General features: G+C 73.2%; 8 protein-coding genes and 1 pseudogene. 8 read left to right on the top strand and 1 reads right to left on the bottom strand.

Annotated features, from left to right (window positions below; translation table 11 throughout):
* Positions 1-75: 75 nt before the first annotated feature.
* The 6 genes from NMN56_RS29865 to NMN56_RS29840 all read left to right on the top strand — a co-directional run bounded on the left by NMN56_RS29865 (position 76) and on the right by NMN56_RS29840 (position 9,814).
* Entirely contained in the window at positions 76-948 is an 873-nt protein-coding gene (locus NMN56_RS29865; protein WP_274046050.1) for an FAD binding domain-containing protein, read from the top strand.
* Positions 945-3,845 (top strand): 2Fe-2S iron-sulfur cluster-binding protein, encoded by a 2,901-nt coding sequence (locus tag NMN56_RS29860; protein ID WP_274046051.1) that lies wholly within the window; start codon positions 945-947, stop codon positions 3,843-3,845. Before NMN56_RS29865 ends, NMN56_RS29860 begins: the two co-directional genes overlap by 4 nt.
* A gap of 270 nt (positions 3,846-4,115) precedes the next feature.
* Complete coding sequence (locus NMN56_RS29855; protein WP_430542741.1) at positions 4,116-6,476, top strand: xanthine dehydrogenase family protein molybdopterin-binding subunit; 2,361 nt, start codon at positions 4,116-4,118, stop codon at positions 6,474-6,476.
* 253 nt (positions 6,477-6,729) lie between these two features.
* Positions 6,730-7,209: a hypothetical protein gene (locus tag NMN56_RS29850; RefSeq protein WP_274046053.1), complete on the top strand. Its 480-nt coding sequence runs from the start codon at positions 6,730-6,732 to the stop codon at positions 7,207-7,209.
* 341 nt (positions 7,210-7,550) lie between these two features.
* Complete coding sequence (locus tag NMN56_RS29845) at positions 7,551-8,597, top strand: hypothetical protein (RefSeq protein WP_274046054.1); 1,047 nt, start codon at positions 7,551-7,553, stop codon at positions 8,595-8,597.
* A 161-nt stretch (positions 8,598-8,758) separates the two neighbouring features.
* Positions 8,759-9,814: a hypothetical protein gene (locus NMN56_RS29840; protein ID WP_274046055.1), complete on the top strand. Its 1,056-nt coding sequence runs from the start codon at positions 8,759-8,761 to the stop codon at positions 9,812-9,814.
* 203 nt (positions 9,815-10,017) lie between these two features.
* Here the strand turns inward: NMN56_RS29840 and NMN56_RS29835 are convergent, their stop codons facing one another.
* Complete coding sequence (locus tag NMN56_RS29835) at positions 10,018-10,893, bottom strand: alpha/beta fold hydrolase (protein ID WP_274046056.1); 876 nt, start codon at positions 10,891-10,893, stop codon at positions 10,018-10,020.
* 206 nt (positions 10,894-11,099) lie between these two features.
* Between NMN56_RS29835 and NMN56_RS29830 the strand changes: the two genes are divergently transcribed.
* Together NMN56_RS29830 and NMN56_RS29825 are read left to right on the top strand one after the other, a co-directional pair.
* Complete coding sequence (locus NMN56_RS29830) at positions 11,100-12,584, top strand: FG-GAP-like repeat-containing protein (protein ID WP_274046057.1); 1,485 nt, start codon at positions 11,100-11,102, stop codon at positions 12,582-12,584.
* Positions 12,585-13,035: 451 nt separating this feature from the next.
* Positions 13,036-14,160: pseudogene (locus tag NMN56_RS29825) on the top strand (N-acetylmuramoyl-L-alanine amidase); the annotation flags it as partial.
* Positions 14,161-14,173: the final 13 nt, after the last annotated feature.

The following is a 14,173-nucleotide window of genomic DNA, read 5'->3' as shown; positions in this document are numbered from 1 at the left end:
GGGGCAGCCAGGTTGAGCACGCACGTGCAGCATGCACCACACGGCGATCGAGCCGCGCAGGCTGTGCCGTCTGTCATGTTGCCGACCACGCTGGACGAAGCGGTGTCGGCACTGTCCGCCGTGCCCGCGGCCGTTCCCGTCGCCGGTGGCACCGATCTCATGGCCGACGTGAACTCCGGCCAACTGCGCCCCGGTGCGCTCGTCGGACTCGGACGCATCAGCGAGATCCGCGGCTGGGAGTACCAGGACGGGCACGCCGTCCTCGGTGCCGGGCTCACCCACGCACGCATGGGGCGGCCCGACTTCGCGGCGCTCATCCCCGCGCTCGCCGCAGCGGCGCGCGCCGCTGGACCGCCGCAGATCCGTAACGCGGGAACGCTCGGCGGGAACGTCGTCAGCGCCGCGCCCACCGGCGACGCGCTGCCCGTGCTCGCCGCGCTGGAAGCCACCTTGTCCATCGCGGGGCCCGAAGGCGCCCGCCGTGAGCTGCCGGTGAGCCATCTGCTCGCCAACGTGGACATGCTGCGGCCCAGCGAGGTGGTGGGCTACGTACGTGTGCCGCTGCTGCACGCGCCGCAGACGTTCCTCAAGGCGACGAGCAGAACGGGCCCCAGCCGTGCACTCGCCTCCGTCGCCGTCGTGCTGGACCCGATGCGGCGCGGAGTGCGCTGCGCCGTCGGTGCCGTGGCGCCGATGCCGTTGCGCCCGCTGGAGGCCGAGCGCTGGATCGCCTCGCTGATCGACTGGGACGGAGAGCGCGGGCTCGCGCCCGAAGCGCTGTCGGCCTTCGGGGAGTACGTCGCGATGGCGTGCATTCCCGACCCGGCCCCCGAGGAGGGTGCCGACCCGGCCTCCGGGCCCGTACCCGCACTTCCGCCCGCCGCGCTGCACCTGCGGCGTACGGTGGCGACACTGGCCCGCCGTGGACTCGGGAGGGCTCTCGCATGAGCGGCACACCACACGACAACGGGAACCCGGACCGGAACCCCGACCGGAACGGGAACCCGCAACCGAACGCGAACCCGCAACCCGACGCGCACCGGTACCCGGACCCCCGCGAGTTCCAGGACCCCAACGGTTACCAGGACCCCGAGGGTTACCCGGGCCCCGACGGCTTCCAGGACCCCAACGGCTTCCAGGGCCAGCACCTCAACGGTTTCCAGGACGCCAACGGTCTCCCGGACGCCAACGGGCACGCGCTCCAGGGCCCCGACGGGCACGCGCACCGGAACCCGAACGGTGCGCAGGGCACGGACGGTTACGGCATCGACCCGTATGCCCCTCATGTCCCGTACGCGCCGCCGGTGGCGCAGGAGCAGCCGCTTCCGCACGGTCGGGCCGTGCCGCAGGGACAGCCCGGCCCGCACGACCCGTCCGCGCCCTACGACCCGTACGGGCAACAGGTGCCGCGCAGTTGGGGCGGCGGCGAGTACGACGCCGACGCCACGGGTTTCCTTCAGATGCCCAGCGGCGGCCTCCCCGAGAGCATGCCGCTGGCAGCGCCCGGCACCGGCCAGGGCGGCTACACCCCGCCGCCGATCGACCCGTCCGAGGCGAGCGCGGCCGGTGGTGCAGGTACGCCAGGAAACGCTCCCCTCACGCCCGCAGCCAGCATGGACCCCTCGGCGACGGGCCAGTGGGTCATGCCGTTCGCACAGCCGGAACCCTCGGTGCCGGAAGCGGAAGGTGAAACGGAACGCCTGGACGCGGCACAGCAGGAAGCGGCACGCCAGCAAGCGGGGCACAGAGGAGAGCCGCAGGGCGAGGCCGGTTCCTCCGTGGCAGCGGCGCTCGGACAGGGAGCCGCAGCCGCGCTCGCCGGTTCCCACGAGGCCCGCACCCAACGCCGCCCCCTCGGCACGGGTGGCGCCGCCGGTACGGGACAGCCCCAGAACTGGACGCAGCCGACGCCGCCCCCGGCGCCGAGGCCCGTGAGCGCACCGAGCTGGGGCGAGGCGCACGGCCTGTCCGACGCGGGGCCCATGCCGCTGCCGGAACAGCCCCAGGCGCAGCCGCCGCACGCACCTGGAACCGGTTCCGAGACCGGCACCGGTTCCGATACCGGCGCAGGCACCGGCACCGAAGCGGGCACCGGCACCGGCTCTGAGTCCGGATTCCCCTCCGAGCCCGGCTCCGGCACGGGCATTGGCACCGGAACCGGTGCGGGGCCCGGCCCGATGCCGGGGCACATGCCGGCGCCGCAGCCAGGGCATGTGCCCGCACCGCCGCCCGTCGGACGCGCGCCCGACCACATCGTCGAGGTCTCGCCCGGGGTGTCGCCCGGACAGTCCGTCATCGACCGCATGCTGGGCCAGACCCCCGGGCACACCGCGCCCAATCCGTCGCCCGGGGCACCGGGAGCGCCCGGTACACCGGGAGCGGCGGGGGCTCCCGACGGGGCCACCGAGGCCCCCGGGACCGCCGAGCAGGCGGCGACCACCGGGCACACCGCAGACCCCGAGCCCGGTGAGCACGTGCTGCGGCCGGTTGACGCGTCGGCCCCGCCCGAACTGCCCCTCGCCCAGGCGCCCGGCGTACAACAGCCGGGCGGCACCACGGACGAGGCCGCACCCGGGCAGGCCGCACCCGAGCAGGGCGCGGCGCCGCTGCCCGCGTCCGCACCCTCCGACTCTTCCGGCGGCGTGCCGTCACACGGCGTACGTACCGAGGAGCGGTCTGAGGGAAGGTCCGAAGAACGGTCCGAAGGGGAGCCGCCGGAGGGCATGTTGCCGCCCGGTGGCGCGTTGCCCGAGGCCGTACCGGAGCCCGAGCACCGCCCCGGAGCCGAACTGTCCGGGCCCGAACTGTCCGGGCCCGAACTGTCCGTGGCTGAGGAATCCGGCACGACGGCGGGCCCCGGTACGACGGCGGGCCCCGGCACGGAATCAGACGCGGCGGCGGAGCGCGAAGCCGAGCCGGGAGCCGGGGCCGGAACGCGGCCGGGAACGGCGCCTGGGAGCGGCGGCGTTGGCGCCGAGCCGGTCGCCGGAGGCTCTGACGGCTCTGACAGCCCTGACGGCGCCCGAGACTCCGGAAGCGGCGAGATCGCCGAGGCAGCCGCCGGGATCGGTGCCACCGGTATCGACGGTGACGAAGGTGCCGGGACCGAGCCGGAGGGCGAGGAGGCACCCGGCTCCGTGCCCGAGGCGGCCGAACCGGTGCTCGTCGCCGACCACGAGCACCCCCACGTCTCGTACGTCCTGCACGTCAACGGCGTCGATCGGCCCGTCACCAGCGCGTGGATCGGCGAGTCCCTGCTGTACGTGCTGCGCGAACGGCTCGGGCTCGCCGGTGCCAAGGACGGCTGTGCGCAGGGCGAGTGCGGGGCCTGCTCGGTGCAGGTCGACGGGCGGCTCGTGGCCGCGTGCCTCGTTCCCGCCGCGACGGCGGCGGGCAGCGAAGTGCGTACCGTCGAGGGCCTCTCGCGTGACGGGGCTCCCTCCGACGTGCAGTGCGCGCTGGCCGAGAGCGGTTCGGTGCAGTGCGGGTTCTGTGTGCCGGGGTTGGCCATGACCGTGCACGACCTGCTGGAGGGCAACCACGCTCCCAGCGAGCTGGAGACCCGTAAGGCCATCAGCGGCAACTTGTGCCGCTGCTCCGGTTACCGGGGCGTTCTGGACGCGGTCCGTACGGTCGTCTCCGAGCGCGCGGCGAAGGCCGAGCGCGAGGCCGCCGAGGCCGAAGGCCACCACGGCGCGGGCCACGCGCCCCCCGCCGGTGGCCCGGCGCACGACGGGCACCCCGCACATGACGGCCGCGACGGCCATGACGGGGCTCCCCACGACGGCACGTACGGGACGCACATCCCGCAGCAGGCCCGTTACCCCGACAGGGGCGGCGCCTGATGCGGGCCCGCCCTCGCACGACGACGGCCGGCGCGGCACCCCGCACGGCGCCCCGGGTCACGACGGTCCCGGCGGCGCCCCGTACAGCGGTCACGGCAACACCCCGGGCGGCGACGGCAACACCCCGCACGGCGCCGCACACACAGCACCTCGGACACACACAGCACCCCGGACACACACAGCACCCCCGACGGCAGCCCGCACAGCAGCAGCGCGTACCGCGCACGGTGCGCGGAGAAGCCCGCACAGAGAGGCGGCGGCATGACGGACATGGCTGAAGGCCCCGGCGCCGGTCCCGGCGGCGCCGCGACGGTGCCGCCCGAACCGGGGCCAGGAGGCAACCCGTTGCCGCCCAGCTCCCGCAACGAGCCCGAGCCGCACGGCCTCGGCGCCTCCGTGATGCCCACCGACACCTACGCGAAGGCGCAGGGCACCTTCCCCTACGCGGCGGACCTGTGGGCCGAGGGGCTGCTGTGGGCAGCGGTGCACCGCGCGCCGCATCCGCACGCGCGGATCGTCTCCATCGACACCGAACAGGCCGCCGCCATGCCTGGCGTGCGTGCCGTCGTGACGTACGCGGACGTGCCGGGCGACTCGGCGCACGGCCGTAAGGTCGCCGACCAGCCCGCTTTCGCACGCGACATCGTGCGCTACTTCGGCGAGCCCATCGCCGCCGTCGCCGCCGACCACCCGGACACGGCGCGGCTGGCAGCGGCGGCCATCGCCGTCGAGTACGAGGTGCTGGAGCCGGTCACCGATCCCGAGGTCTCCTTCGAGTCCGAGCCGCTGCACCCCGACGGCAACCTGATCCGCCACATCCCCCTGCGGTACGGCGACCCTGACCTCGTCGGCGAGGTCGTCGTCGAGGGGCTCTACCGCATCGGCCGCCAGGACCCGGCGCCCATCGGGGCCGAGGCCGCGCTCGCCGTGCCCCGTCCCGACGGCGGCGTGGAGATCTACACCGCCTCGACCGACCCGCACACCGATCGCGACCTGGCCGCTGCCTGCTTCGGGCTGCCGCCCGAGCAGGTCAAGATCGTGGTGACCGGGGTGCCGGGCGCGATGGGCGACCGCGAGGACGCCGCGCTCCAGATCCCGCTGGGCCTGCTGGCGATGCGTACGGGGTGTCCCGTCAAGATCGCGGTCACCCGCGAGGAGTCCTTCCTCGGCCACCCGCACCGCCACCCCACGCTGCTCCGCTACCGCCACCACGCGGACGCCGAGGGCACGTTGCTCAAGGTCGAGGCGCAGATCCTGCTGGACGGCGGCGCGTACGCCGACACGTCGTCCGACGCGCTCGCCGCCGCCGTCTCGTTCGCCGCCGGCCCGTACGTCGTCCCGCACGCGGTGATCGACGGCTGGGTCGTACGCACCAACAACCCGCCGTCCGGGCATGTGCGCGGCGAGGGCGCCATGCAGGTGTGCGCCGCCTACGAGGGCCAGATGGACAAGCTCGCCGAGCGGCTCGGCCTCGACCCCGTCGAGGTGCGGATGCGCAACGTCCTGGCCACCGGTGACCTGCTGCCCACGGGACAGACCGTGACCTGCCCGGCGCCCGTGGCCGAACTGCTCACCGCCGTAAGGGAAGCGCCGCTGCCCGAGCTGCCCAAGGACGCGCCGGAGCACGAGTGGCTGCTGCCCGGCGGGCCCGAGGGCGCGGGCGAACCGTCCGCCGTACGGCGCGGCGTCGGGTACGCGCTCGGCATGGTGCACATGCTCGGCGCCGAGGGCACCGACGAGGTGTCGACGGCGACCGTCAAGGTCAGCGGCTCCGTGGCGACCGTCATGTGCGCGGCCGTCGAGGCCGGCCAGGGATTCGACACGCTCGCGCGGCAGATCGTGCAGGAGACGCTGGGTATCGACGAGGTGCACGTCGCCTCGGTCGACACCGACCAGCCGCCGTCGGGCGCGGGTTCGCGCGGACGGCACACCTGGGTGTCGGGCGGCGCCGTCGAACGCGCGGCCAAGATGGTACGCACCCAGCTCCTCCAGCCGCTCGCGGCGAAGTTCGGGATGTCGACGGAGCTGCTGTCGATCGCCGACGGCAAGATCACGTCGTACGACGGCGTGCTGTCCACCACTGTCGTGGAGGCCCTGGAGGGCAAGGAACTGTGGGCCACGGCCCAGTGCCGCCCCCACCCCACCGAACCGCTGGACGGCTCGGGCCAGGGCGACGCGTTCGTCGGCCTCTCCTTCGCCGCCGTACGCGCCGTCGTGGACGTCGACATCGAACTGGGTTCCGTACGCGTGGTCGAGGTCGCGCTCGCCCAGGACGTGGGCCGCGTCCTCAACCCCCGCCAGCTGCGCGCCCGTCTGGAGGCGGGCGTCACCCAGGGCATCGGCACGGCGCTCACGGAGCACCTGCGCGTGTCCAAGGGTGTCGTGCGGCACGCCGACCTGACGGTGTACGCACTGCCGACCGCGCTGGACACCCCCGACATCCGCATCGTCAAGCTCATCGAGGAACGGGACGTGGTCGCACCGTTCGGCGCCAAGGCCGCCTCCAGCGTGCCCGTCGTCACCACGCCCTCCGCCATCGCCTCCGCCGTACGCGCGGCAACGGGCCGCCCCGCCAACCGGCTTCCCATCCGCCCCCAGGCCGCGGTCGGTACCAGCCAGCCGGGAGTCTGACGCCGCCGTCTCCGGCTCGGACTCCGACGGGCCACTCGGACTCCGAGTGGCTACGCGGAGTCGGACGGGGCACGCGGAGTCGGACGGGGCACGCGGAACGACCCCCGTGGCGGGAGAGGGCCGAACCGGGGCCGAATCGGGGCCGAACGGTGCCTCTTATGGGTGAACTGTTCGTATTGCCATGGAAAGACCCGGTGTCGGGGCCGCCCCCTGGCCCACCGTGGTGGGGTTCGCGGAACGGAGGCGCCCCGCCATGAAGAGCGACAAGTACCTGCCCTGCCAGTCACCCCACCGCGCGCTCGGCGCGCTCGGCACCCTCCTCGCCGTCCTGCTCACCTTGTCGCCGCTGACGGCCGCAGCCCCCGCCGCCGCCATCACCCCCCACCCGAACGCACGCCCGGCCACCACCCCGGCGACCTCACCCACGAGGACCGGCACGCCCACCGCGCCCACCCCGACCGGGAGCGCGACGAGGCCGGGGGAGTCGACGAAGCAGCCGGGATCGGAGAAGCAGCGGGAGTCGACGAAGCAGCGGGAATCGACGAAGTCGACGCCCTCCGCCCCCCGCACACCGGCCGGTTCCCATTCCGGCTCGGACTCCCGCGGCGCCGGCTCCGGCTCACTCCCGGAAACGGGCCCGCCCTCCGAAACCCTCGTCGCGGGCATCGTCGCCGCCCTCCTCATCATCGCCGGGGGCCTCGCAGCCCGCGAACTACGCCGCCGCCGCGACTGACCGGCCGTACTTGGCCGAGCGGCGCGGGAGTCGGGGGAGTCGGGACCTTGGGCCCCGGGCCCAAGGTCTCGGATGTCCGAGGGGACTGGGTGTCCGGGGCCGGGAGTCCGGAGCAGGCGGCAGGCCCGGTGGACCACGCGTCCTGGCCCCGTGCGAACCTCATCCGAGGCGTGTACAGGGACGCCCACGGCTGCTGAGCGCCGCCACAACTCGCGGGAGCCGGGGCCCCGTCGACACGCTCAACGCTGACGACGGCGGCAACTACTCGCGCACAACGACCTCCCAGGCGATGGCCTCGCCGACAACCACCTCCACCTCACGAAGCGAACCAGAGCTGACCCATGCCCTCGCCTCCGCACCTGCTCACCCGTGTGCCGCGCCCGGCCAGAATCGTCGCCGCAGCGCTGCTCGCCCTCGCTGTCCTCGCCGGGGTCCTGATAGCCACCGGCGCCCTCGGCCGCTGGACCGGGGCCGTCCAGGACGCGTCCGGCAAGGTGTGTGGGGGCGCCGTGTCGGCGGGGGACTCTGCCGGACTGCTGGGTGGGGACGACGTGCGGGAGGGGAAGAAGCCGGGGCCGGAGTCGTCCGGGGAGTTGGCGCGGTGTGCGCTGGAGCGGGGCGGGGCCAGCGTGGTCTTCCGGATCGACTGGTCGGCCAGGCCCGCTCTCCCGATGAAGGCGCTCGGACGTACCGGGCCTCTGAGGCCGCCGGCGGTGCCCGTCGGGCGGGGTTGGGACGGTGTGGTGCTGCCGGAGAACGGCAACTCGGCCAAGGCCGCCGTTGTGCTGGCCTGTGCGGACAGCCGTAAGAAGCACAGGGGGCTGGTGGTGACCGCCGACGCTTTCCGTTCCGGGACCGGGCTGCGTACCCCGGAACGTGCCGGGCAGTTGGCGGAGGCCGTGACCCGTGCCGTGCGTGGGGCGGCGGAGAAGTGGGGGTGCGAGGCGGAGTTCGGGAAATCCGTCGAGCGTGTACGCGTCCCCCAGGCCGTGTGGCCCGAGACCGTTCCGGTGGACACGGCGCGCGGCGCCTGCCGCCCGCTGGCCTCCATGGCGGCTGACCTGCGTGAACGGGCCGGAGTCGCGGGCGCCGTCGAGAGCCCCACCGGCGAGGCACCACTGACCGACTGCCAACTGACCGACGCCAAGGGCGAGTCGGTGTACTGGCTGACCACGTACCACGGACCGTTCGTCCGTGGGGAGAGCAGCGTCCTCGACAGCGGCACGGCCACCTTCGCATGCCCCCGCTACCACGGGTCGGGGCTGACTGCGCTGCGCGCACTCGGTGACGTGGACGGGGACGCCTCGCTGCGGCGGGCGCTGCTGCGCGCGTACACGGAGCGCGCGGCGACCGCGTATGGCTGTGCGAAGCCGGAGTACCGCGACTGAGCGGCGTGGCAGTTCCAGAGACCCGATCAACGAGCGGGCGTCCGGCCGTGGAAGAGACCCCTGGAGGACACGATCATTGAGAACCTGCGGGACGAGTCGTCCCGGTCGTCCATCACTTCGCGTACGTCGGCGTTCTCCGCGCTCGGCGGGGGCTGATCCGTATGGGGTTCACGCTGCGCGGCGCATCGCGCAAGAAGAAGACCGGGATCGTGGTCTCGGGGGTCCTGGGACTGGTGCTGGCCGGGGGTGGCGTGGCGTTCGCCGCGGGTGCCTTTGACGACTGGCGGGACTCTCGGTCCGTGTCCTCCGCGTGCGGGGAACTGCTCGACCACACGGAGGCGAAGCAACTCCTGGGTGCCCCACGGCTCCAGGGCGAGAAGAAGGGCGCACTGTCCTGCGAGGTGTCCGACCCGGGGGACGGACTCGCCTCGCTCGATGTCCGCGTCCAGCGGGCCGGGAGCGGCGAGCGTGTGCTCGCGGCGTTGGGCAGGGCCGACACGCACCGTGGCGCTCAGACGGTGTCCCCGGTGGGCGGCACGTGGCCGGCCGTGCTCAACACGGGGGACGAGAGCGCGTACGCCGGGGCGTATCTCGCCTGCGACAAGGGCACGGGCGACGACTTCGTGGTGAGCGTCGCCGCGCACAGGGATCCCTCAGCGCAGCCCCTCAACACTCCTGACCAGCGCGCTTCGCTGGCACGCACGGTGACAGGAGCCCTCAGGAGCGCCGCGAACCGGCAGGGCTGTCCGGCCCCAGGGGCGAGCCCGGTGAACCATGTGCCCAAGGACACCGTCCGTCAGCTCAAGCGCGCCCCCGAGATGACCGGCACCTGCGCGGGCACCGGATCGAGGGGCTACGAGACGGCCGCGGACGGGAGCGCGCCGATCGAGGACTGCCTGCTGGCCGACGCGAAAGGGAACCCACGGTTCCGGCTCTCCGCCTCCTACGGCCCGTACGTGAACGCGGTCCGCTCGGAGACGATCAGAGGATCGACGCTCCAGGGGCTGTCGGGCGGCAAGGACGGCAAGGGCGGCAAGGACGGCACGTACTGGACATCGGCCACGTGCCCCGGCAGCAAGGCCCTTTACGTGATCGAGCCGTTGGACGACGGAGACCGGTTCGCGGCTGCGGACCCGCCCCTGGAGAAGAGGGCGCTGTCGGCCTTCGCCACCGCTTCGGCCGAACGGCACGGCTGCCGGGCGCCCTCCGGACGATGACCCCCCAGGGGCCGGGGGCCCTCCGCAGGGTCCGAATCCCACGGGCGCCGCTGTCCGACTGTCAACCGGCCGACGCCGACAACTGGCCGATACCGACAACTGGCCGATACCGAGGGCGAGTCGGTGTGCTGGCTGAGCGCGTACCACGGACCGTCACAGCTCCAAGGCGTCGGCGGTGTCACATGCCCAGGGCGTCGGCGGCGTCACAGCTCCAGGGTGTCGGTGAGGAAGTCCTCGACCAGGGGCCGGAGCATCTCCGGTTCGTCGACCCAGGGGTAGTGGCCGACGCCGTGGAGGGGGCGGAGGCGGGCGTGGGGGAAGGAGGCGGCGACGGCCTCGCCCGTGCGGAGGCCCGTGACGCCGTCCAGGTCGCCGGTGACGACGAGTACGGGGACGCGGGCAGCGCGCAGACGGCCGAGGAGGGCGAGGCGGGTTTCCTCGGTGACGCCCTGCCAGAAGGCGGCGCGCGGCACGGGGTTGAGCTGTTCGCCCTCCGCAGCGGCGTGTTCCTGCTGGGGCGGGTCCCAGCGGCCGTAGGCCAGCGGGGCGGCGCGCAGGAGGAGGCCGCGGATCTCGTCGAGGTCGGTGGCGTGTGCGAGGAGTTGGACGGCGACGTAGGCGTCCTCCCACCAGTCAGCTTCGGCTGCGCGTGACTCGAAGATCTGCCGTGCGTCGTCCGGGAGTTCGCCCTGGAGGCGGGAGCCCGGGTTGAGCAGTACGAGGTGGGTGAGGCGGTCGCGGTAGGTGGCCGCGTACGCCTGTGCCGTGGCGGTCGCCGCGTCGTGTGCCAGCAGCGCGAAGCGGTCCAGGCCGAGGTGGGCGCGGAGGGCCTCGACATCGTCGGCCTGCCGGGGAAAGGCGTACGCGCCGAGATCGTCGGCGGGCGGCGAGCCCCCCGTACCGCGTGCGTCGGGGACGACGAGGGGACGGAACGCGCTGAGCCCGCCGAGATCGCCGAGGTAGGCGGCGTCGCGCGCGGGCCCGCCGGCGAGGCAGACCAGCGGGGGCTTGCCGTCGCGGGAGTCGTCCAGGACGCGGTACGCGAGCTGCGTGCCGTCGTAAGAGGTGAAGTGCGGCATAGGTGCCAGTTTGCCGGGGCGAGACCGTGGGCCAAAGGTGCAACCACGCGAGGGCCTCATGTGTCTCACGTGATGTCAGTGCTCGCATGCATGTCCATGCGGCGGGCACAGGCGTACGTGCACGCACCGACCCTCGGGTGTCCCTCTGCAGCAGACTCCCGTCGGCCTGTTGCCCAGGGCCGGCGCGTCGATCACAGGAGGATCAAGTGCGTCAAGGAAACAGGGCCCGTCAGCGGAACTCCGCTGCTCTCACCGTCGCGCGCGTCGTCGGAGTGACCGCGCTGGTGGCGGGCTCCGCCCTCGCCATGACCCAGGCGGGCGCGGCCACCGACGACGGCAAGCCCGCAGCCGCTGCCCAGGCCAAGAAGGCTCAGGCCAAGAAGGCCGGCGCCGCCGCCGAGAAGGCCGACTTCAACGGTGACGGCTACGCCGACACGGTCGCCGCTGCCCCCGGCGCGACGGTCGCGGGCAAGAAGGGCGTGGGCGTCTTCACCATCACCTACGGCTCGGCCAAGGGCGCCGACACCGCGAACCGCCAGGTGATCGCCTCCGACAGCCTCGGTATGCCGGGCACCGACAACTTCGGTGGCCGCAGCCTGGCCCGGGACTTCGACGGTGACGGCATCACCGATCTCGCCGTCAACTCGGGCGGGACCCTCCACGTGCTGTGGGGCGAGAAGGGCAAGGGCCTCACGTCCAGCAGCGCGTTCCAGGACAGCAAGGGCGGCGGCAGCATCACGAGCGGCGACTTCGACGGGGACGGCACGCCCGACATCGCCGGTTCGACCTCCGGCGGCGACGTGGAGACGATGTACGGACCGTTCACGCGCGACGGCAAGTCGGCGCGGACCGCCAGCGTGACCCCCGGGCACACGTTCAACCCCGAGGACCTGGTCGCGGGCGACATCACGGGCGACGGGATCGACGACCTCGTCTCCACCCACGCCTTCGAGGAGATGTCCGAGAGCAGCGAGTTCTTCACCGGCTCCAAGACCGGCCTCGTCAACAAGCCGAAGGAGGTGGACGACGCCGCGACCGCTGTCATCGCGGACGTCGACAAGGACGGTTACGAGGACCTCGTCATCCGTACCGTCCCCGGCGGCGTCCTTGAGGACCTGCCGTACGACCACGGCACGGTGAAGGTCCTCTACGGTTCGCCCGAAGGCCCCGGCGCGAAGCGGGCCACCACGCTCACCCAGAACAGCGCCGGCGTGCCGGGAGTCAACGAGGACGGCGACGAGTTCGGCAAGTCGCTCAGCGCCGGTGACGTCAACGGCGACGGTTACGCGGACATCGCCGTCGGCGTGCCCGGCGAGGACATCGGCAGCGGCGCCGCGGGCAAGGACGCCGGCGCCGTGGTCCAACTCCTCGGTGGCAAGGGCGGATTGTCCGGCACCGGCGCCAAGAACTACGACCAGGGCACCGCGGGTGTGCCCGGCGCCGTCGAGGGCGGGGACGGATTCGGCTCAGCCCTGTCCCTCCACGACACCGACGGTGACGGACGCGACGACCTCGCGGTCGGCGCCCCCGGCGAGGACGGCGCGGGCGCCTCGGCCGTCGACGCCGGAGCCGTCTGGGTGCTGCGCGGCAGCACCTCCGGGCTCACCACCGACGGCGTCGTCTCCTACGGCCCCGCCACGCTCGGCCTCCCCGAGAAGCGCGCCGAACTGGGCGACTCCTTCGCACACTGAGGACCCTCGCGCAGTGTGAGGTAGCGCGCAGCGAGGTAGCGCACAGCGAGGTGCCTCGCATGCGCACGGAGGTGCCTCGCAAGCGCGCGGGCGTTGATCCCTGACCCCGTACACCGTTCCCTGACCCCCGTACACCGTTCCCGACGGCGTACGGGGGTCAGGCGCGTGGTGGGTGGGGCGGCGGAACGGCGGAACGGGGCGATGGCGGAGTGGCGAAGTGGCGCGGCGGTCGCCAAGGGCGCCGCGCCCGGCGCGGAGTTGACGTGCCGTCACTCGTTGGTGGGGCGATGGGACGATGGGGCGGAGAACAGCAGGACGCGCGTAGATGTCGTTGTCATGCTCCTACCACATCGGTACCCTGACCGGACTCAGGCGCCCAGCTCCATCCCCCCCCCCACAGGTCGGCGGCGCGCGCGCCCGCCGGCTCCCCCCACCACCAGCAGGAGCAGCCATGCCCCGAGTCACCAGCACGAGGAAGAGTACGAGAGACGGCACAAGAAGGACCGGCCGCGCCACCGTGCTCACGGCACTGTCCGTGCTCGCCTCAGCCGCCGTCCTCGCCACCGGCCCCTCCGCGACGGCAGAACCTCCGGCGCAGGCCCCGACGATGAACGAGTCCTTCAATGCGGCGGCCGAGGAGTACGGCGTTCCGCGCGATGTGCTCGCCGCCGTCGGCTACGGCGAGACGCACTTCGACGGCCACGCAGGAAAGCCCAGCCAGGCCAACGGGTACGGGGTGATGCACCTCGTCAGCAACCCGTCACGCAACACGCTCGAACAGGCCGCGAAGCTCACCGGCCGCCCCGTGGCCGAACTGCGGCGCGACACCGACACCAACATCAAGGGCGGAGCAGCGGTGTTGCGCGAGCACGCCGACCGTCTCGGGCTCAAGGCGGCCGAACGCGGTGACGTGGACGCGTGGTACCCGGTCGTCGCCCGGTACAGCGGCGCGAAGGGTACGGCGGCGCGGATGTACGCCGACAGCGTCTATACGTTCCTCTCCGACGGCGTACGCGGTACGGCGCCCGGCGGCGAACGGATCTCCGTCACGGCCCGGGACGTCGACCCCGTCAAGAAGGGCACCGGCTCCTCCGGGCCGCGCACCCGTAGCGAGGACTACCCCGACGCGGTGTGGGTCCCCGCCGACGGCAACAACTTCGCCGCGGGCCGCGCCGAGGCGCTCAGCAAGATCGTGATCCATGTGACGCAGGGTTCGTACGCCGGCTCCATCAGCTGGTTCCAGAACCCCGACGCGCAGGTCAGCTCGCACTACGTGGTGCGCTCCTCCGACGGCGAGGTCACGCAGATGGTCCGCGACGCGGACACCGCGTACCACGCGCGCAGCGCCAACGCGTCCTCGCTCGGCATCGAGCACGAGGGCTACGTCGACGACCCGTCCTGGTTCACCGACGCCATGTACCGCTCCTCGGCCAAGCTGACCCGCCACCTCGCCGACAAGCACGGCATCCCCCTCGACCGCGACCACATCATCGGCCACAGCGAGGCCCCCGGAAACGACCACACCGATCCGGGCCCGAACTGGAACTGGGACACCTACATGGGCCTGGTCACAGGCTGAACCGGCTGAA

Source organism: Streptomyces iconiensis, assembly GCF_028657195.3.
Classification (GTDB): Bacteria; Actinomycetota; Actinomycetes; order Streptomycetales; family Streptomycetaceae; genus Streptomyces; species Streptomyces iconiensis.
The sequence above is the reverse complement of the archived record's forward strand: the minus strand, read 5'-3'. Positions and strand labels throughout refer to the sequence as shown.

Coding starts and splice junctions, on each gene's coding strand:
- NMN56_RS29865 (WP_274046050.1), top strand. CDS start 76: ATGTTGCCGACCACGCTGGACGAAGCGGTGTCGGCACTGTCCGCCGTG.
- NMN56_RS29860 (WP_274046051.1), top strand. CDS start 945: ATGAGCGGCACACCACACGACAACGGGAACCCGGACCGGAACCCCGAC.
- NMN56_RS29855 (WP_430542741.1), top strand. CDS start 4,116: ATGGCTGAAGGCCCCGGCGCCGGTCCCGGCGGCGCCGCGACGGTGCCG.
- NMN56_RS29850 (WP_274046053.1), top strand. CDS start 6,730: ATGAAGAGCGACAAGTACCTGCCCTGCCAGTCACCCCACCGCGCGCTC.
- NMN56_RS29845 (WP_274046054.1), top strand. CDS start 7,551: ATGCCCTCGCCTCCGCACCTGCTCACCCGTGTGCCGCGCCCGGCCAGA.
- NMN56_RS29840 (WP_274046055.1), top strand. CDS start 8,759: ATGGGGTTCACGCTGCGCGGCGCATCGCGCAAGAAGAAGACCGGGATC.
- NMN56_RS29835 (WP_274046056.1), bottom strand. CDS start 10,893: ATGCCGCACTTCACCTCTTACGACGGCACGCAGCTCGCGTACCGCGTC.